The 17693-nt window shown below is 69.9% G+C and carries 17 protein-coding genes; 11 read left to right on the forward strand and 6 right to left on the reverse strand.

Features of this window, described 5'->3' with window-relative positions:
- The first annotated feature begins 98 nt into the window (after window positions 1-98).
- Window positions 99-1436 carry an MFS transporter gene (locus U4Z64_RS04020; RefSeq protein ID WP_321819301.1) on the forward strand — a complete coding sequence of 446 codons (1338 nt, stop codon included), beginning with the start codon at window positions 99-101 and terminating at the stop codon, window positions 1434-1436.
- A 110-nt stretch (window positions 1437-1546) separates the two neighbouring features.
- Here U4Z64_RS04020 and U4Z64_RS04025 read toward each other — a convergent pair whose 3' ends face one another.
- Window positions 1547-2557, reverse strand: a complete 1011-nt coding sequence (locus tag U4Z64_RS04025; RefSeq protein WP_321819302.1) for a 3-hydroxybutyryl-CoA dehydrogenase — start codon at window positions 2555-2557, stop codon at window positions 1547-1549.
- The gene (locus tag U4Z64_RS04030; RefSeq protein WP_321819303.1) at window positions 2554-3660 is read right to left on the reverse strand and encodes an NAD/NADP-dependent octopine/nopaline dehydrogenase family protein; all 1107 of its coding nucleotides are present in this window, start codon (window positions 3658-3660) and stop codon (window positions 2554-2556) included. Before U4Z64_RS04030 ends, U4Z64_RS04025 begins: the two co-directional genes overlap by 4 nt.
- A 149-nt stretch (window positions 3661-3809) precedes the next feature.
- Here U4Z64_RS04030 and U4Z64_RS04035 point away from each other — a divergent pair, with 149 nt between their 5' ends.
- A complete protein-coding gene (locus U4Z64_RS04035; RefSeq protein ID WP_124667045.1) occupies window positions 3810-4784 on the forward strand; it encodes an AraC family transcriptional regulator in 975 nt (324 codons plus the stop codon).
- Window positions 4781-5812 carry a LysR family transcriptional regulator gene (locus tag U4Z64_RS04040; protein WP_044845355.1) on the forward strand — a complete coding sequence of 344 codons (1032 nt, stop codon included), beginning with the start codon at window positions 4781-4783 and terminating at the stop codon, window positions 5810-5812. The genes U4Z64_RS04035 and U4Z64_RS04040 overlap by 4 nt, the downstream gene beginning before the upstream one ends.
- A gap of 32 nt (window positions 5813-5844) precedes the next feature.
- Here the strand turns inward: U4Z64_RS04040 and U4Z64_RS04045 are convergent, their stop codons facing one another.
- Window positions 5845-6975: a porin gene (locus U4Z64_RS04045; protein WP_321819304.1), complete on the reverse strand. Its 1131-nt coding sequence runs from the start codon at window positions 6973-6975 to the stop codon at window positions 5845-5847.
- A gap of 411 nt (window positions 6976-7386) precedes the next feature.
- Between U4Z64_RS04045 and U4Z64_RS04050 the strand changes: the two genes are divergently transcribed.
- Window positions 7387-8790, forward strand: coding sequence for an MFS transporter (locus U4Z64_RS04050; RefSeq protein WP_321819305.1), 1404 nt, complete (start codon window positions 7387-7389; stop codon window positions 8788-8790).
- A gap of 211 nt (window positions 8791-9001) precedes the next feature.
- Window positions 9002-9982, forward strand: coding sequence for a PDR/VanB family oxidoreductase (locus U4Z64_RS04055; protein WP_321819306.1), 981 nt, complete (start codon window positions 9002-9004; stop codon window positions 9980-9982).
- 141 nt (window positions 9983-10123) lie between these two features.
- On the opposite strand, the gene U4Z64_RS04060 is transcribed toward U4Z64_RS04055, so the two are convergent.
- The gene (locus tag U4Z64_RS04060) at window positions 10124-11041 is read right to left on the reverse strand and encodes a LysR family transcriptional regulator (RefSeq protein WP_321796525.1); all 918 of its coding nucleotides are present in this window, start codon (window positions 11039-11041) and stop codon (window positions 10124-10126) included.
- A 139-nt stretch (window positions 11042-11180) separates the two neighbouring features.
- Between U4Z64_RS04060 and U4Z64_RS04065 the strand changes: the two genes are divergently transcribed.
- From U4Z64_RS04065 to U4Z64_RS04075, 3 genes are all read left to right on the forward strand, one after another.
- The gene (locus U4Z64_RS04065; protein ID WP_044845359.1) at window positions 11181-12464 is read left to right on the forward strand and encodes an aromatic ring-hydroxylating oxygenase subunit alpha; all 1284 of its coding nucleotides are present in this window, start codon (window positions 11181-11183) and stop codon (window positions 12462-12464) included.
- On the forward strand, window positions 12464-12964 hold the full coding sequence (locus U4Z64_RS04070) for an aromatic-ring-hydroxylating dioxygenase subunit beta (RefSeq protein WP_124487666.1): 501 nt from the start codon (window positions 12464-12466) through the stop codon (window positions 12962-12964). Before U4Z64_RS04065 ends, U4Z64_RS04070 begins: the two co-directional genes overlap by 1 nt.
- A 212-nt stretch (window positions 12965-13176) precedes the next feature.
- Window positions 13177-13563 (forward strand): 2-hydroxymuconate tautomerase family protein, encoded by a 387-nt coding sequence (locus tag U4Z64_RS04075; protein ID WP_044845361.1) that lies wholly within the window; start codon window positions 13177-13179, stop codon window positions 13561-13563.
- Window positions 13564-13580: 17 nt separating this feature from the next.
- On the opposite strand, the gene U4Z64_RS04080 is transcribed toward U4Z64_RS04075, so the two are convergent.
- Both U4Z64_RS04080 and U4Z64_RS04085 read right to left on the reverse strand, forming a co-directional pair.
- Window positions 13581-13757 carry a hypothetical protein gene (locus U4Z64_RS04080; RefSeq protein WP_321819307.1) on the reverse strand — a complete coding sequence of 59 codons (177 nt, stop codon included), beginning with the start codon at window positions 13755-13757 and terminating at the stop codon, window positions 13581-13583.
- A 21-nt stretch (window positions 13758-13778) separates the two neighbouring features.
- Window positions 13779-15335 carry an ATP-binding protein gene (locus tag U4Z64_RS04085; RefSeq protein WP_321819308.1) on the reverse strand — a complete coding sequence of 519 codons (1557 nt, stop codon included), beginning with the start codon at window positions 15333-15335 and terminating at the stop codon, window positions 13779-13781.
- Window positions 15336-15462: 127 nt separating this feature from the next.
- Between U4Z64_RS04085 and U4Z64_RS04090 the strand changes: the two genes are divergently transcribed.
- The 3 genes from U4Z64_RS04090 to U4Z64_RS04100 are packed head-to-tail and all read left to right on the forward strand — an operon-like array spanning window position 15463 to window position 17665.
- Window positions 15463-16656, forward strand: a complete 1194-nt coding sequence (locus U4Z64_RS04090) for an acyl-CoA dehydrogenase family protein (protein ID WP_321819309.1) — start codon at window positions 15463-15465, stop codon at window positions 16654-16656.
- A gap of 53 nt (window positions 16657-16709) precedes the next feature.
- The gene (locus U4Z64_RS04095; protein WP_321819310.1) at window positions 16710-17087 is read left to right on the forward strand and encodes a hypothetical protein; all 378 of its coding nucleotides are present in this window, start codon (window positions 16710-16712) and stop codon (window positions 17085-17087) included.
- A gap of 8 nt (window positions 17088-17095) precedes the next feature.
- Window positions 17096-17665: a nuclear transport factor 2 family protein gene (locus U4Z64_RS04100; protein WP_321819311.1), complete on the forward strand. Its 570-nt coding sequence runs from the start codon at window positions 17096-17098 to the stop codon at window positions 17663-17665.
- Window positions 17666-17693 lie beyond the last annotated feature (28 nt).

Raw genomic sequence — 17693 nt, forward strand, 5'->3', positions numbered from 1 at the left:
TCTGCGGATTTGACCGGGGCGGCGGTGCCGACAACACTAGCCCGCAGTGCCGCATGCGTCGCAGAGACGGCACGCACCCGCCCCCTTCAGAGTCCGCCATGTACCCGACCGACACCATGCAATCCCCGAGCGCCGCCCGGCCGCTCGCCGACCGGCAGCTTCGCCGCATCGTCATCGCCTCCGTCGCCGGCAACGCGATGGAGTGGTACGACTTCTTCGTCTACGGCACGGCCGCCGCGCTCGTGTTCGGCCACGTGTTCTTTCCGCCCGGCGCGTCGCCGCTCGCGGGCAGCCTCGCAGCGTTCGCCGCGTTCGCGCTCGGCTTCGTCGCGCGGCCGCTCGGCGGGATCGTGTTCGGGCATGTCGGCGACCGCTACGGCCGCAAGGCGTCGCTCGTATGGACGCTGCTGATCATGGGCGCGTCGACGTTCGCGATCGGCCTGCTGCCGACCTACGCGCAGGTCGGCCTGTGGGCGCCGGCGGCGCTCGTCGTGCTGCGGCTGCTGCAGGGCATCGCGTCCGGCGGCGAATGGGGCGGCGGCGTGCTGATGATCAGCGAGAACGCGCCGCCCGAGCAGCGCGGCTACTACGCGGCGTGGAGCCAGCTCGGCGTCGGCGGCGGCTTCGTGCTGTCGTCGGCCGCGTTTCTCGCCGCCCAGGCGCTGCCCGACGACGCGTTCCGCACCTGGGGCTGGCGGCTGCCGTTCCTCGCGAGCATCGCGATCTTCGCGATCGGCATCTACATCCGCCGCCACCTGCCGGAAAGCCGCGACTACGAGCAGGCCGGCAAGCGCGGCGCGCACACGCACTTGCCGATCGTCGAATGCATCCGCCGCCATCCGAAGGAAATCCTGCTCGCGATGGGGCTGCGCGTCGCCGAAAACGGCGGTGCGTACATCTTCCTCGCGTTCTCGCTCGTCTACGGCAAATACGTCGGCATCCCGAACGGCGTGATGCTGACCGGCGTGATGATCGCGATGATCGTCGAAATGGGCGCGATGCTCGCGTGGGGCCGGCTGTCCGACCGGATCGGCCGCAAGCCCGTGTACCTGATCGGCGCGCTGAGCCTCGTCGCGTGCGCGTTTCCGTTCTTCTGGCTGCTCGACACGCGCGCGACGCCGCTCGTGTGGCTCGCGCTGACGGTCGGCACCGCGGTGAGCCACGGCGCGATGATCGGCACGCTGCCCGCGCTGGTCGGCGAGCTGTTCAGCACCGAGGTGCGCTATTCGGGCGTCGCGCTCGGCCATGAAGTCGCGTCGATCTTCGCGGGTGGCATGTCGCCGCTGATCGCGACCGCACTGCTCGCGCGCTATCAAGCGTCGTGGCCCGTGTCGCTGTTCCTCGTGGCGCTCGGCCTCGTGACCGTCGCGACGCTGTGCGTGATGCGCGAGACGCGCGGCGCGCCTGCTGCCGACACGCGCGGCGACGCGGCATGAGCGTAGCCGCCGCGCACGCGACGCTTCCGGCCGGCGAACGACACACCGGTTTGCGGTACCGCATGCACGCGTGCGCTGCACGACGATCGCACCGGGCCGCGACGACCGTCCTATGCGTCCGTGCTGCGCCGCGCGCCGTCGAACACCGGCGCCAGTCCCAGGTGGTCGAGCAGCCGTGCGAATTCGCCGAGCCGCTGCCGCATGTAGGCCGGCACGTCGACCTGCGCATAGTCGTGGAACCCGGCGCCGCTACGCACGCCGTCGCGCCCGGCCGCCATGTTGCGCACGACGCTGTCGGCCGGCGCGAAGCGCGGGCCGATCTCGCCGGCGAGATACGTCGACGCGTAGTACAGGATGTCGCAGCCGCCCCAGTCGATGAACTCGAGCAGCCCGAGCACCGCGAAGCGCGGGCCGAAGCCGGTGCGGATCGCCATGTCGATGTCCTCGGCGCTCGCGACGCCCTCTTCCACCATGCGTGCCGCCTCGTTCATCGCGAGCGCCTGAATGCGCGGCACGATGTAGCCGGGCGCCGGCCCGCAGATCACCGGCTTCTTGCCGACGCGTTCGAGCAGCGCGGCCAGTGCGTCTACGACCCGCTGATCGGTCGCGTCGCTGCGGCTGATCTCGACGAGCGGCATCAGCAGCGCCGGGTTCAGCCAGTGCGCATTCAGCATCCGTTCCGGATGCGCGACATGGCGCTGCAACTCGGTGACGACGAACGTCGACGTCGTCGACGCAATCGTTGCGCGCGCATCGACATGTGCGCCAAGCCAGCGCAGCGCGTCGGCCTTCGCGTCGAGCACTTCGGGCAGCGCTTCGAACACGATGCCGGCGTCGCGCAGCGCGGGCGCCGCGCCCTCACGCGCGACCAGCGCGATGCGGGCGACGACGGCCGCGGCCTGGTCGCAATCGATCCGGCCGAGTGCCACCTGCGCATGCAGCGGCCGCGCGATCTCGCCGCGCGTGCGATCCTCGAATACGCGCCGGCCTTGCGCGTCGCGCGGCTTGAAGTCGATCAGCGTCACGTCGAGGCCCGCGAACGCAAAGACGAGCGCGATCCCCTGCCCCATGCGTCCCGCGCCGAGCACGTGCACGCGCGTCACGTCGGCGGCGGGCGTCATGCGGCGTACCCCGCATCGAGCAGCGCGCGCATCGCGTCGCGCGACAGCGCGGCGAGGCCGAGCGCCTCCAGCGTGCGCCCTTGCGCATACAGGTCGCGGCCGGTCACCGCCGACGCGACGCTCAGCAGCCCCTGCGCAACGGGCGTCGGCACGTCGGCCCGGCGCCCGCACGACACGATGAAGGACAGCCCGAGCCGGGTGTCCTCGAGCATGTAGCGATGCGTGCGCAAATCGATCTTCTCGCGCCAGTCGCCGCTGTCGGTCAGCTTGCCGTGCGCGCCGCGCCCGTACATCCATTCGTCGCCGTCGGTCGCGTAGTGGTCCGCCAGCGGGAAATGCGGCGCGCGGTAGCCCAGTGCCTCGCGTACGGCGATGCGTTCGGCATCGAGCGCATTCGTCACGCGGCGGATCGACGGCTGCGTGCCTTCGTTGTGGATGTCCCACGCGTCGAAGTGTTCGAGCGGCCCGGCGTTCATCAGGATCAGCGGCGGATGAATCACCGGGCCCGCGTTCATCAGCGCGCCGGACAGCGCATCCTCGACCGGCTCGACCGACGGGTAGCCCGCGCGCAGCACGTCGAACGCCCAGGTCGCCGCGTTCGCGGGAAACACGCCGGTCGGCAGGCGCGTCGCATACGCGCTGATCACGACCGCGTCGTCGCCATGCTTGCGTACCAGGTACGGCAGCGTGCCGGTCTCGGCAAAAGCGACGCGCGCGCGGTTGCCGGCATCGGCCGCCGCACGCGCGAACACGACGCTGCCGAACGTGCCGGGCGGCAGGAACACGACCTGGTCGTTCTCCAGCAGGGGCGCGACCTGCGCGGCGAGCGCATCGTGCGAGACGGCCGGCAGCGGCACCACGACGAGCCGCGCGCCGCGCAGCGCGGCCGCGAGATCGTCGCTCAGGCGGATCGCACCGCGCGCGTCGCCGAGCGGCACGGCACGCCTGCCGCGATAGTCGGTCACCTGCAACGCGCCGAGTTCGCGCAGCCGCGCATGCGGTTCGCGGTCGCGCCGCCACCACGTCACGTCGTGGCCCTTCTCGAACAGGTCGATCGCGGCCGCATGGCAGCCGTGGCCGCCGCCCAGTACACATACCTTCATCGTCGTCTCCCGGTGAGTGAGTGTTGCCGAGACTACGCGGCGGCGCACGTCGCGTCGCTTCAAAGCGCGCAACGGCGCGCCCGTTCGCGCAACGCAATCGCGGCGATGCGCACGACGTCGCATCCATCCATCCGACACGAGGCCACCGCATGGATATCGCCCTTTCCCGACATGCGCCGAACCGGCTCGGCACGCTGCATGCGCCCGACGAAGTCGAACGCGCGGTCGCGCACCGGCTCGGGCCGCATCGGATGGCCGCGCACGGCCGCGATCCGTTTCATGCGGAGCTGTACGAGGTGCCGCTGCATCACGGCGCACTGCTCGAGCTCTGCTACGGCCGCGAGACGCGCATCGAGTTCGGCGACGATGCCGGGCATTTCCTGTTCCGGCTGACGCTGTCGGGCGCATGTGAGCTGCAGGCCGGCGACGTGGTCGCACGCGCCGGGCCGGGCCAGCTGACGGTGTCGTCGCCGGCGCTCGCGAGCCGCCTGAGCACGAGCCCCGATTGCCGCAACCTGGTGCTGCGGCTCGAACGCGGCGCACTCGAGCGCAAGCTGCAGGACATGCTGCACACGACGCTCACGCGGCCGCTGCAGTTCGATCTCGCGGCCGGCGGCAACGGTGCGGGCGCGGCGCTCGTGCTGCCGACCTTCGAATACCTGTGCCGGCTCGGCGCGCAGCCGGGGATCGGCACGTCGATCACGACGTTCGGCGCCGATCTCACCGCGTGGCTGATGGCGCTGCTGCTCACGCACCTGCCGCATTCGTACAGCGCCGCGCTCGCGCGCGGCACGCCGCCGCTGCCGGCGCACGTGCGCCGCGCGTGCGACCACGTCGACGCGCACCTAGGCGACCCGCTCGCGCTCGCCGCGCTGGCGGCCGTCGCGGGCGTCGCGCCGCGCACGCTCCAGCATGCGTTCCGCGCGTTCCTGAACACCACGCCGGCCGCCTACGTGCGCGAGCGCCGGCTGGCCGCGGTGCACGCCGCGCTGCAGCGCGGCGACGCGCGCAGCGTGACCGACGTGCTGATCGCGCACGGCATTCACGGCTTCGGCCATTTCGCGAAGGCGTATGCGCGGCGTTACGGCCACCTGCCTTCCGTCACCGCGAGGCAAGCACCATGACGCACTCCGCCACCGGCCGGCCGCCGGCCCGCCCCGAACCCGCGGCGCACGACGCGGACGCGCCCGACGGCCTGCGCGTGCAGGACCTCGACCTGAACCTGTTGAAGACGTTTCGCGCGGTGTACGAAGAACGGCACGTCGGCCGCGCAGGGTTGCGGCTGGGCGTCACGCAGCCGTCGGTGAGCTACGCGCTCGGCCGGCTGCGCCTGATGTTTCGCGACGCGCTGTTCGTGCGCACCGGCACCGGCGTCGAGCCGACGCCGCGCGCGCAACGGCTCGCACTATCGGTCGACAAGGCGCTCGCGATCCTGCAGGACGTGCTCGACGAAGGCTCACGCTTCGCGCCGGACAGCACCCAGCGCGTGTTCCGGCTGCACATGAGCGACTTCGCGGCGAGCGCGTTCCTGCCGACGCTGCTCGCGGCATTCGACCGGCGCGCGCCGGGCGCGGTGATCGAGACGCTGCACGTCGACGAATGCCAGCTCAACGTCGCGCTCGAATCGGGCCGCATCGACTTCGCGCTCGGTCATTTCGCGGATGCATCGAGCCATTTCCAGCGGACCGCGCTGCTGCACGAACGCTGCGTGCTGCTGATGCCGCGCCGCACCGCGCAGCGCCTCGCGCTGCCCGGCGGTTTCGTGCTCGACGGCGACGCGCCGGACGCGCTGCGCTTCGTCGCGGTGACCGCGCATCCGCAATCGATGCAGCTGCTGGAGCGGCACGGCCTGATGCCGCGCGTGCGGGCGGCGCTGCCCGACTTCCTGGTGGTGCCGGCGCTGCTCGAACACGGCGATTACGCGCTGATCCTGCCGGAGACCGTCGCGCTCACGTTCGCGGCGCGCCAGCCGTGCACGCTGTACGAGATCGCGGGCGCCGGCGAATGGGCCGTCAACGCGTACTGGCACCGGCGCTTCGATGCGGACCCGGGCCATCGGTGGCTGCGCGCGCTGCTGCTGGAGCTGTTCGATATCGGCCGGCAGGCGCCGTTCGACGCATGGCTCGCGCCGCAGCCGCCCGCCTGCGCATAGCGACGCGGGCGGGCGCAGGCCGACCTCGGCGATCAGAACGCCGTGAGGATGCCCGCGACGATCGAGCTGGCGGTCGCGCCGGGTTTCGCGACCGCGACGCCGCCGCCCGCCGCGCCATTGACGACGAAGCGTGCGTGCGCGCCGTTGCGCACCATCGCGGCGCCCGTGTACAGCACCGTGCGCTTCGACAGCGGATAGTCGAAGCGGATGCCGTACGAATCGGCGTTGCCGTCGCTGTCGGCGACCTTCCGGTAGTGGCCGATGCTCAGCAGCAGCGACGCGCGCCCGATCGGCACCGTCGCGCTGAGTTCCATCGTGTCGCTGTGCGGATACGCGCTCTGGCTGTCGATCGCGGTCGCGACGTCGGGGCCGCCGCGATGCCGCATGTACAGCGCGGCGACCTTCACGACGTTGAAGTCGTACGAGATCGCGCCGACCGTGTAGTTGCCGTTCGCGGCCGAACTGGTGACGCCGAGCGCGGATGCCGCCACCGGGCTGAACTTCTGCTGCATGTAGTCGACGTCGACCGACAACCCGCCGCGCACGTAGTTGAGGCCCGCGCCGTACGTGTCGCCGAGCGTCGCCGGCTGGCCGGCCGCGCCGTTGGTGCCGCGCGCGGCCATCGCGCGCAGCATGAAGCCCGCGTAACGCGGCGACGTGTAGCGCAGCGAGTTGCGCACGCGCAGGAACGCTGGGCCGACGAAGTTGTTCGTCGCGTTGCCCCATGCGAGGCCCGCGCCGAGCCCGGGCAGGCTGTACGTGACGAGCGTCGTGTGCACGATCGTGTAGAGCTCGCCGAACTGCACGCCGCCGAACGGCCCGGTGATGCCGACCCACGCCTCGCGGCCGAACAGCGCGCTGCCGTTCGACAGCGCGCCGCTCGCCGCGTTGAAGCCGTCCTCGAGCTTGAAGATCGTCGCGTAGCCGCCGCCGAGATCCTCGACGCCCTTCAGCCCCCACTGCGACGCCCACAGATTGCCGCTGCCCATGCGCGTCACGTGGTTCGGCCCGGCGTTCGCATATTCGATCGCGGTGTCGATGCGGCCGTAGAGCGTCACGCTCGATTGCGCGACAGCCGGCAGCGATGCGCACGCAAGGAGCGCGGCCGCCAGCGTGGCAAGCGGTACGGCAAGCCGGTCGGCCCGCCCGTTCGAATGGTTCATCTTGGTCGTCCCGTGGAAATGCCGGCGCGTGTCGGCAACGCGCCGTTTGACATGAAGCGCGTTCGCATTCGGATGCGAACGCTGCCGATCAAAAACGGGCCGAGTCTAGGAACGACAATTTCGGACGTCGACGCAATGCGCTCTATAACGCTTATAGACGCGCCGCATGATGCGCGCACGCGCCGCCGCACGTGCGCCGCGCGGCGGCCCGCGCGCACGGCCTCGGTGTTTTCTTTATCCGCGTCGGTAAATGTCCGTGTGGCGCGGCTGTCACTCCGGCTATGGCGGCCGAATTTGGCCGACTACGCTGCGTCTCCGATCGTGTCACCCGCACGCTTTCGCACCGCGACGGCACCCGGCCCGCGAGGCCCGCGCCGCGCTTTTCCACCGCCCCGCTCCTGGAGAATCCGCATGTCCGCACCCACGGCCCGCGCTGCCGACGGCAAGCGCTATACGTACGAATGGTATGTCGTCGTCATCTGCATGCTCGCGTATGTCTTTTCGTTCGTCGATCGCCAGGTGCTCGTCCTGATGATCGAACCGATCAAGCGCGACCTGCACCTGACCGACACGCAGTTCAGCCTGCTGAACGGCTTCGCGTTCTCGCTGTTCTACGCGGTGATGGGCCTGCCCGTCGCGTATCTCGCCGACCGCTACGCGCGCCCGCGCATCATCGCGCTCGGCATCGCGCTGTGGAGCGTCGCGACCGCCGCGTGCGGGCTCAGCCAGCAGTTCGTGCAGATGTTCGTCGCGCGCATGGGCGTCGGCGTCGGCGAGGCCGCGCTGTCGCCCGGCGCGTATTCGATGCTCGCCGACTACTTCCCGAAGGAGAAGCTCGGCCGCGCGATCGCCGTGTATTCGCTCGGCTCGTTCATCGGCGGCGGCGTCGCGTTCCTGATCGGCGGCTACGTGATCGCGCTGCTCAAGCATGCGAGCGCGTTCACGCTGCCGGTCGTCGGGCAGGTGCACGCGTGGCAGGTCACGTTCCTGATCGTCGGGCTGCCGGGGATCCTCGTCGCGCTCCTGTTCGTCGCGACCGTGCGCGACCCGCAGCGCAAGGGGCTCGCGCAGGACCGCTCGGGCGCCGTGCGGCGCGTGTCGATGCGCGATTCGCTGCGCTTCGTCGGCACGCATCGCGCGACCTTCGCGTGCCACTACCTCGGCTTCTCGTTCTACGCGATGACGCTGTACTGCCTGCTGAGCTGGACGCCCGCGTTCTATATCCGCCGCTTCGGGATGACGGCGGTCGAAGCCGGCTACACGCTCGGCATCGTGCTGCTCGTCGCGAATACCGCCGGCGTGTTCTGCGGCGGCTGGCTCAACGACTGGCTGCTGCGCCGCGGCCGCACCGATGCGCCGATGCGCGCCGGTGCGATCGGCGCCGCGTGCATGGTGATCCCCGCGACGCTGTTCACGCAGCTCGACAGCCTGCCGGCATCGCTCGCGATGCTCGTCGTCGCGATGTTCTTCGCGTCGTTCCCGATGCCGACGTCGACCGCCGCGATGCAGACGCTCGCGCCGAACCAGATGCGCGCGCAGATCTCCGCGCTGTTCCTGCTCGTGTCGAACCTGATCGCGCTCGGGATCGGCACGACCGTCGTCGCGCTGTTCACCGATCGCGTGTTCGGCGCGCCAGCGGCGGTCGGCCATTCGATGTCGATCGTGAACGTCGTGGCGGCCACGCTCGCCGCGTTGTTGCTGGCCGTCGGCTGCCGGCAGTATCGACGCAGCCTCGAGCGCGAACGCGGTCATGCGTCGGCGTCGGCTTCGGCCGATGCGGCCGTCGACGGCGGCAGCGCCGTTGCCGCACGCTGAAGTCGCGCTGTTCAGCGATCGCGTGTTCGGCGCACCGCCTGCGCGATCGTCAACGCCGCGGCCGCCACGCTGACCGCCGACCATCATCCACCTCACTGATTCCGGCATCGCTTTTTTATCGATTTGATTTATGCGATGCCCGTCCTTATTCTCGGTTGCATGACGGCGCGGTATCCGCCGCGCCGGTTTCTTCTACCCCACGGAACACCCCATGCAAGCGAACCGCCACCAGGTCCGGATCGACGCGCTGATCGACGCGGCGCAGGACATCCGCTGTTTCCGGGTCTCGCGCGTCGACGGCCAGCCGCTCGACGCGTACGAACCGGGCGCCCATATCGACGTCACCGCGCCGTCCGGCGTCACGCGGCAATACTCGCTGTGCGGGCGCCCCGACGAACGCGGCAGCTATCTGTTCGCGGTGAAGAAGGAAGCGCAGTCGCGCGGCGGCTCGCGCTCGCTGCACGACGACGTGCGCGTCGGTGCCGAGCTGTCGATCGGCGCGCCGCGCAACCTGTTTCGTCTGGCGGACGACGCGAGCGAGCATGTGCTGGTCGCGGCCGGGATCGGCATCACGCCGCTGCTGTCGATGGCATACGCGCTCGCGCAGCGCGGCGCGCGTTACCGGTTGCACTACTTCGCGCGCAGCCGTGAACACGCGGCCTTCGTCGACGAACTGTCGGCCGAACCGTTCGCGTCGCGCGTGACCTTCCATTACGGGATCGCACCCGATGCGCTCGCGGCCGAACTGGGCCGCTGCGTCGAGTCGATCGACGCGAAAGCGCACGTCTATACGTGCGGGCCGGGGCCGTTCATGGATGCCGTCGTCGCGGCGGCGGCCACGCGGCTTCCGGAAGACGCGATTCATCTCGAACGCTTCGCGGCGGAACCCGTCGCGGCCGACGCCGCTGTCGACGCCGCCCCGGCGGAAGGCTTCGAAGTGCGCCTGCAGCGCAGCGGCCAAGCGGTGCGCGTCGCGCCCGGCACGTCGATCGTCGACGCGCTCGCACGCATCGGCATCGAGGTCGATACGTCATGCGGCGAAGGCGTGTGCGGCACCTGCATGGTGCCGGTGCTCGACGGCGAGCCCGATCATCGCGACCACTGCCTCAGCAAGGCCGAGCGCGCGAGCAACACGGTGATCTGCTGCTGCGTGTCGCGGGCGCGCTCGGCGGTGCTCGTTCTCGATCTGTGATGCGCGGCGGGCGCTGAGGTGCTGAGGTGCTGAGGTGCTGAGGTGCTGAGGTGCTGCGGCGCTGATCGACTGATCGACCAATGCGTCGATGCGCCGATGCGCTGGCGACTCGCAGAGCCGCCCCAGCACGCCGCCCCGCCGTCACGCGTCGAACCGCTCGACGATCTCGGCGAGCAGCGCGCGCATCCACGCGATCCCCTCGTCCTCGTGAAAATGCTCGTGCCAGTGCATCGTGACCGGCGCGGGCGGCAGCGTGACCGGCAGCTCGTAGAGCCGGAACGCGTTGTCGCGGTTCAGGATCCGCGCGAGCCGCTTCGGCAGCGTCGCATAGAGATCGGTGACCGACAGCACGCTCGGCAACGCGACGAAGTGCGGCACTTCGAGCGCGATGTTGCGGCCCACGCCCTGCGCGCGCAACGCGTCGTCGAGCGCGTGGTGGCTGTGCTCGACCGATTTCACGTTGACGTGCGCCGCGCGCACGAACTGCTCGAGGCTCAGCGCCGCACCGGCCGGCAGCCCGCGCCGGCGCCCCGTCATGCACACGTAGGTTTCCTCGAACAGCAGCTGGTGGCGCGTGCGCGGCATCAGCTCCGGCAGGTTGCCGATCGCGAAGTCCAGCCGGCTCGCACGCAGCGCCTCCTCGATCTCCTCCACCGGCAGCGGCTGCACGCTGAGCGTCACGCGCGGCGCGCGCTCGCGCAGCGCCTGGCAGATCGCCGGCAGGTATGCCATCTCGCCTGCATCCGACAGCGACAGCCGGAACGTGCGCGTGCTCGACGCCGGATCGAAACGCTCCGCATAGCGCAGCGCGACGCGCACCATGTCGAGCGCCTTGCCGACGATCCCCGCGAGTTCGAGCGCGACCGGCGTCGGCTGCATCCCCGCGCGCGTGCGCACGAACAGCGGATCGTCGAACAGCGTGCGCAGCCGCCCGAGCGAATAGCTGACGGCCGGCTGCGACAGCGCGAGCCGCTCGCCGGCCTTGGTCAGGCTGCGCTCCTCGACGATCGCCTGGAACACCCGCAACAGGTTCAGATCGAGATGATCGACCGATGTCATCGTGACCTCCATCATTTGCCGCATTTATTTGATTGGCAATTTTAGATCAATTTGACGGATATGTAGCGGAAGACGAGACTGGGTACCCGATGCCGCGCGCGACGCGGCCCGATTTCGCGACTCTTTCCCCACGACGACGATGAGCGACATTCCCACCCAGACGATCGACACCCGCGCGTTGCACGGCTTCGCGCAGCCCGACCGCATCGCGCCCGCGATGTATCACGACCCCGCGCTGTTCGAGGCCGAACTCGACCGCATCTTCTACCGCACCTGGATCTGGGTCGCGCACGAGAGCGAGCTGCCGAACCCGGGCGACTTCGTCACGACGACGATCGGCCGCCAGCCGGTGATCGTCGTGCGCGACAGGACCGGCGAGATCAACGTGCTGCAGAACCGCTGCCGCCATCGCGGCGCGACCGTGTGCGAATCGCACAAGGGCAACGCGAAGGGCTTCACGTGCCCGTATCACAGCTGGTCGTACGCGCTCGACGGCACGCTGCGCGCATTGCCGTACGGCGACGGCTACGAAGGCGTGTGCGAGAAAGGCGACCTGCCGCTCGTGAAGCTGCGCGTGGGCGTGTACCAGGGGCTGATCTTCGCAAGCTTCAACGACGCGATCGAACCGCTCGAGGATTTCCTCGGCGGCGCGAAGCCGTGGATCGACCTGTTCATGAAGCAGGGTGCCGGCTACCCGATCAAGGCGAACGGCGAGCACAAGTTCAAGTTCAAGGGCAACTGGAAGATCCAGCTCGAGAACACGACCGACCTCTATCACTTCCCCGTCGTGCACAAGTCGTGGATGAAGTCGATCGACGACGAAACGGCGGCCGCGATCACGAGCTTCATGACGAGCGAGGACGCCTTCTGCCGCGGGCTCGGCAACGGTCACAGCCTCGCGGTGCTGATGCCCGAGCTGATCGATCTCGACCAGGACGACGGCGCGCCGCTGCCCGAACGCTTCGCGCCGCTCGCGGCGAAGCTCGCCGAGCGCCATACGCCGGACGAAGTGCGCCGCATCGTGCGCTCGCTGATGGGGGTCGGCTTCAACCTGAACCTGTTTCCGAACCTCGCGCTGTCGATGGCGTTCTTCCGCGTGCTGCGGCCGATCTCCGCGAACGAAACCGAGATCCGTCACGTCGCGCTCGCGATGGATGGCGGCCCGGACGAAGCGAATCGCGAGCGGCTGCGGATTCACGAGCATTTCCAGGGCCCGTTCGGCTTCGGCAGCCCCGACGACGCGGAAGCGTGGGAGCGCGTGCAGCGCGGCGCGCATGCGGGGCCGGACGTGCCGATCCTCGTGAACCGCGGGCTGAACCGCGAGACGACCGCCGCGAACGGCGAAAAGACCGCGCATGCGACCGACGAGACGGGCATGCGCGAGGCCTACCAGCAATGGCGCAAGATGATGGAGCAACAGTAATGGACGACCGCAACGCCCTCTTTTCCGAGCAGACCTTCGCCCGCGCGGTCGAATTCGTGTGGCGCGAAGCCGAGCTGCTCGACCGCCGCGACTATCGCGCATGGCTCGATCTGTGGGATCCGGCCGGTCACTACGTGGTGCCGATCGATCCCGACACCACCGACTTCGCGGCGACGCTCAACTACGTGTTCGACGACCAGGACATGCGCGAGAAGCGCGTGCAGCGGATGCTGTCCGGTTACTCGGCGTCGGCGACCGACGCGGCGCGCACGGTGCGGACCGTGTCGCGCTTCACGCTGGAGAGCAGCAGCGCCGGCATGGTCGAGCTGAAATCCGCGCAGGTTGTCGTCGCGTACAAGCGCGGCGTCGCGACGCTGTTCGCGGCGGACGTCACGCACAAGCTGCACATCGACGCGGACGGCGAAATGCGGATCGCGGAGAAGGTCGTGCGCCTGATCGACTCGACCGAAGCGCTCAGCGCGATCGGCTTCCTTTTGTAAGCGGCCGCCGGTTCGCTGTCGCCAGCGCAACGGTGAGCCGGCCACCTTCACCTTTCCGGACGACCCAGCCCACACTCGAATGCGGAAACGGTCGTCCATCTGATCGACTCGACCGATGCGCGCAGCGAGATCGGCTTCCTGCTGCAAGCGGCCACCGGTTCGCCATCGCCAGCGCAACGGTGAGCCGGCCACCTTCACCTTTCCGGACGACCATGCCCACACTCGAAGTTTTCCTGCCGGCCGGCCACGACGACGCGCGCAAGGCCGAGCTGATCGCGCGGCTCAGCGGCGCGACCGTCGACGCGATCGGCGCACCGCTCGAATCGGTGCGCGTCCTGCTCACCGAATTGCCCGCCACGCACATCGGCCTTGGCGGCCGCACGGCCGCCGATGGCGCACCGCCGTCGCTGCCGGTGATCGTCGCGATCCTGATCGCCGGCCGCACCGACGAGCAGAAACGCGCGTTGATCGCGGCGCTGTCGGACGCCGGCGCGAACGTGCTCGATGCGCCGTTGCAGGCGACGCGCGTGATCATCAAGGACATCCCGAACACCGACTTCGGGATCGGCGGCCAGACCGCGCGGGCACTGGGGCGCTGATCGTGTGCCGCGCGTCGCTATCTGGCTGCGATGTGCGTGATGTGCGTGATGTGCGTGACGTGCGTGACGTGCGTGACGTGCGTGACGTGCGTGACGTGCGTGACGTGCGTGACGTGCGTGACGTGCGTGACGTGCGTGACGTGCGTGACGTGCGTGACGTGCGTGACGTGCGTGACGTGCGTGGCGCACGTCACGCTTGCGCCGCGACGCACCGCTTACGCCTGCGTACCGACAAGCGGCAGCGTCACGCGACAGTCGAGCCCGCCGCCTTCGGCCGGGCTCGCGTCGATGCGCCCGCCATGACGCGTGACGATGCTCTTGCACAGCGACAGCCCGATCCCGTTGCCGCCGGCCTTCGACGACGAGAAACCGTCGAACAGCCGGTCGTGCGCCCCTTCGACGATACCGGGCCCGTTGTCGATCGCCCGCAGCTCCGCGTGGCCGCCGACGTCGGCGGTGCCGAGCGTCAGCGTGCACGGCGCGCGCGCGCAGCCGGCGAACGCCTCGATCGCGTTGAAGGCCAGATTCAGGATCACCTGCCCGATCAGCACACGCTCGCAGCGAATCGGCAGCGGCTTGTCGGCCTGCACGATCGCGACCGTCACGCCCGCTTCCTTCGCACGCAGCTCGATGAAATACGCGACGTCGGCGAGGATCTCGCGCAGGTCGGCGAGCGCGACGACCGGCTCGCGCTTCACGATGAACTCGCGCACGCTCTTGATGATCAGCGCCGCATGCTCGGCCTGCCGGTCCGCGCTGCGCAGCCCCCAGATCGCATCGTCGACGGCGCCGCGCGTGTTCAGCCGCTGCACCGCACCCTCGATGAAGTTGCGCACGGCCGCGAGCGGCTGGCTCAGCTCGTGCGCGATCACCGTCGCCATCTCGCCCATCGCGTTGTAGCGGCCCGCGTATTCGAGCATGCGCGCTTCGGCGCGGCGCGCCTCCTCGATCGCGACCTCGTCGCTGACGTCGCGGAAATGCACGAGCAAACCGTCGAGGTCGCCTTCGATCTCGACTTGCCGGCACGTGATGCGCAGCCAGCACGCCGAGCCGTCGCGCCGCACGAAGCGGTAGCGCTGCGGCTCGGACGGGCACGTCGACGGCGCATCGCGCAGCTGCGCGACGAGCCGGTCGCGATCGGCCGCGGTGCAGTAGTCGAGCACGCCGCCGAGCGCATCGTCGGGCGCGAGCCCGAGCACGCGGCGCCCCGACTCGCTGATGAACTGCGCGCCGCCGTTCGGCGTCACGACCGCGATGCCTTCGTCGAGGTCCTGCATGAATTCGCGCAGCCGCGCCTCGTAGCGGCGCAACTGCTGACGGATCGCCTCCTCCGCGCTGATGTCGCGGAACTGCACCATCACGACGTCGCGCCCGCGCAGCGGCACGTGCGTCGCGATCGCCTCCGACAGCATGTCGACGCCGGTGCGCGACCGATAGCACCACTCGTACACCTGCGGCCGCCCTTCGGCGATCGCGCGATCCATCGCGCCCACGCCGATCTCGCGCCGGTATTTCGGTTCTGGACGCGTCATGTCCGGCGCCTTCAGCGGCAGCAGCTCCTCGACGGAAAAGCCGAGCGCGATGCACGCGGCGCGGTTCGCCCACACGATCGCCTTGGTCTGCGCGTCGTGCAGCAGCACGCAGGTCGTCAATGCGTCGAGCAGCCGGTGGAAATCGTCTTCGTCGGGGAAGCTCATGAGCGGATTCGGTTGAAGGCGCGCGGCGTCGCGCGGCCGGATGTCCAACATAGCACCGGCGTGCACGGCCCGCATCTGAAGATTTCTTTAGTCCGGCACGGAGCCACACCAGTCGCGCGGCCTTACGCACCAATTGCTGCGTGTTTTCGGCGTTTCTAGACTGATTGCATCGTCTTTCGAACCCCATTCCCAGGAGCCACTCATGCCCAACGCCGCCCTCGCCATCGACGCCGCGTCCCCCTCGCCGCATGCGGTCCGCGAAGCGGCCGCGCGGGTGTCGCCGCTCGACGCGGTGATCGAGACCGTCGCCGCGCGCCGCGACGAATTCGACCGCCTGTCGCACGTGCCGCGCGACGTGATCGCGCTGTTCAAGGAGGCCGGCATCTATCGCGCGGGCACGCCTCGCCGCTTCGGCGGCGATGCGCTCGCGCCCGCCGCGTTCCTCGACATGATCGAGCGGATCGCGACCGCCGACGGGTCGGCCGCGTGGGTCGCGAGCTTCGGCTCGGCCAACGTCTATCTCGCCGCGCTGCCGCTCGCCACGCAGGCCGAGCTGTACGCGAGCGGCCCCGACCAGGTATTCGCGGGCGGGCTGTTCCCGGTCCAGCCGGCGCAGGCGGCACCCGGCGGCTGGCGCGTGAACGGCACGTGGAAATTCGCGAGCGGCTGCAAGGGCGCCGACTGGCTCGGCGTCGGCATCGCGGTGCCCGGCGCGCAGGACGCCGCACCGAACAAGCCGCGCACGGCCGTGTTCCGTGCCGCCGACGTCGAGATCGTCGAGAACTGGAGCGTGGTCGGCATGCAGGGCACCGGCAGCCACGACCTGCGCGTCGACGACCGCTTCGTGCCCGACGCGTGGACCTTCGTGCGCGGCGGCGAGCCGACCGTCGACGAGCCGCTGTACCGCTATCCGACCGTCGCGTATGCGGCGCAGGTGCTCGCCGTGGTCAACCTCGGGCTGGCCCGCGCAGCGCTCGACGTCGCGAACCGGATGTCGGGCGGCCGCCAGACGACCACCGGCGCCCCGCGCCTCGCCGATCGCGCGTATTTCCGCATCGAGCTCGCGAAGGCCGAAGCGCAGCTGCGCTCGGCGCGCGCGTTCTTCTACGACGCGACCGACTCGGTCTGGCAATCGATCCTGGCCGGCGACCCGGTCACGCCCGAGCAGGTCAGCCTGCTGCGGCTCGCGGCCACGCATATCGCCCGCGAAGGCGCGAGCGTCGTCGAGCGCGCGTACCGCCTCGGCGGCACGGCCGCGATCTATCGCACGCATCCGCTGCAGCGCCTGCTGCGCGACGCGATGGTCGTCACGCAGCACGCGTTTCTCGGCGAAGGCAACTTCGACGGCGCGGGTGCGGTGTTCACCGGCGTCACGCCGTTTCCCGGCTATCTGTAATCCGCGTCGATTCGCTTCGATGCCGCACAACGCATTCTTCAGGAGAACCTTTCATGTCCGATTCGAATCCGCTGCCGCTGCGCGTGCTGTTCTGCTGCGGCGTGTCGCAAAACTTCTTCGACCTGCCGCGCGAAAAGATCGGCGAAGTGTGGCAAGCGTACGGCGCGATGCTCGCCGCCGTCGAGGCGATGCCCGGCGTGCGCGTGCTCGGCGTGATGGATGACGACCGCCTCGTCGTCGGCCAGGCCGACGGCGCGCCGTGGACGTTCTACATCATGGCCGACGTCGCCGACTTCGACACGACGATCGCGGTATGCAACCTGTATCGCACGACGCCCGTCGGCGAATACAACCTGTGGCGCTACGGCAAGATCGAGGCGCGGGTCGGCCGTGCGCTGACCGTGCCGCCGGCCGCGAAGCCCGCGGCGTGAGGCGCGCGATGACCGGACCCGATTCGACGCGCGCGCTCGAAGCGCTCGAAGCGCCCGACGCCCGCGAAGCCGTCAAAGCGCTCGACGCGCTCGCGCGGCGCGTGGCGATGCTCGACGCCGAACGCGCGGTGCGCGCGACGATCACGCGCTACATGACGCTGTGCGACGTGCCGGAGGATGCCGGCGACGGGCCGGCGCTCGCCGCGCTGTTCACGGCCGACGCGGTGTGGGAAGGCATCGGCCCGCAGTACGCGCGCAAGTTCGGCCGCCTCGAAGGCACGGACGCGATAGTCGCGATGCTGCGCCGCTACCTGCCGCCCGAACCGCATTTCTCGGCGAACCTGCACTTCCTGACGTCGGAGTCGATCGACGTCGGCGCCGACCATGCAAGCGCGCGCGGCCGCTGGATCATGCTGCAGGCGTCGCGCTACGCGGACGGCACGGCCGAGCTGATCGCCGCGCGGCTGACCATCGATTTCGCGCCGGCCCCCGACGGCGCGACCTGGCTGATCCGCCATTTCCGCACCGAGCGCGTGCTCGACGGCCCGTGGCCGCTCGCCGCCGCGCCGCACGCCTGAACCCCTTCACCGCACTCGCACGCCATCG

Source organism: Burkholderia sp. BCC1996 (assembly GCF_905339955.1).
In the GTDB taxonomy this organism is placed as follows: Bacteria; Pseudomonadota; Gammaproteobacteria; order Burkholderiales; family Burkholderiaceae; genus Burkholderia.

Coding starts and splice junctions, on each gene's coding strand:
- U4Z64_RS04020 (WP_321819301.1), top strand. CDS start 99: ATGTACCCGACCGACACCATGCAATCCCCGAGCGCCGCCCGGCCGCTC.
- U4Z64_RS04025 (WP_321819302.1), bottom strand. CDS start 2,557: ATGACGCCCGCCGCCGACGTGACGCGCGTGCACGTGCTCGGCGCGGGA.
- U4Z64_RS04030 (WP_321819303.1), bottom strand. CDS start 3,660: ATGAAGGTATGTGTACTGGGCGGCGGCCACGGCTGCCATGCGGCCGCG.
- U4Z64_RS04035 (WP_124667045.1), top strand. CDS start 3,810: ATGGATATCGCCCTTTCCCGACATGCGCCGAACCGGCTCGGCACGCTG.
- U4Z64_RS04040 (WP_044845355.1), top strand. CDS start 4,781: ATGACGCACTCCGCCACCGGCCGGCCGCCGGCCCGCCCCGAACCCGCG.
- U4Z64_RS04045 (WP_321819304.1), bottom strand. CDS start 6,975: ATGAACCATTCGAACGGGCGGGCCGACCGGCTTGCCGTACCGCTTGCC.
- U4Z64_RS04050 (WP_321819305.1), top strand. CDS start 7,387: ATGTCCGCACCCACGGCCCGCGCTGCCGACGGCAAGCGCTATACGTAC.
- U4Z64_RS04055 (WP_321819306.1), top strand. CDS start 9,002: ATGCAAGCGAACCGCCACCAGGTCCGGATCGACGCGCTGATCGACGCG.
- U4Z64_RS04060 (WP_321796525.1), bottom strand. CDS start 11,041: ATGACATCGGTCGATCATCTCGATCTGAACCTGTTGCGGGTGTTCCAG.
- U4Z64_RS04065 (WP_044845359.1), top strand. CDS start 11,181: ATGAGCGACATTCCCACCCAGACGATCGACACCCGCGCGTTGCACGGC.
- U4Z64_RS04070 (WP_124487666.1), top strand. CDS start 12,464: ATGGACGACCGCAACGCCCTCTTTTCCGAGCAGACCTTCGCCCGCGCG.
- U4Z64_RS04075 (WP_044845361.1), top strand. CDS start 13,177: ATGCCCACACTCGAAGTTTTCCTGCCGGCCGGCCACGACGACGCGCGC.
- U4Z64_RS04085 (WP_321819308.1), bottom strand. CDS start 15,335: ATGCGGGCCGTGCACGCCGGTGCTATGTTGGACATCCGGCCGCGCGAC.
- U4Z64_RS04090 (WP_321819309.1), top strand. CDS start 15,463: ATGCCCAACGCCGCCCTCGCCATCGACGCCGCGTCCCCCTCGCCGCAT.
- U4Z64_RS04095 (WP_321819310.1), top strand. CDS start 16,710: ATGTCCGATTCGAATCCGCTGCCGCTGCGCGTGCTGTTCTGCTGCGGC.
- U4Z64_RS04100 (WP_321819311.1), top strand. CDS start 17,096: ATGACCGGACCCGATTCGACGCGCGCGCTCGAAGCGCTCGAAGCGCCC.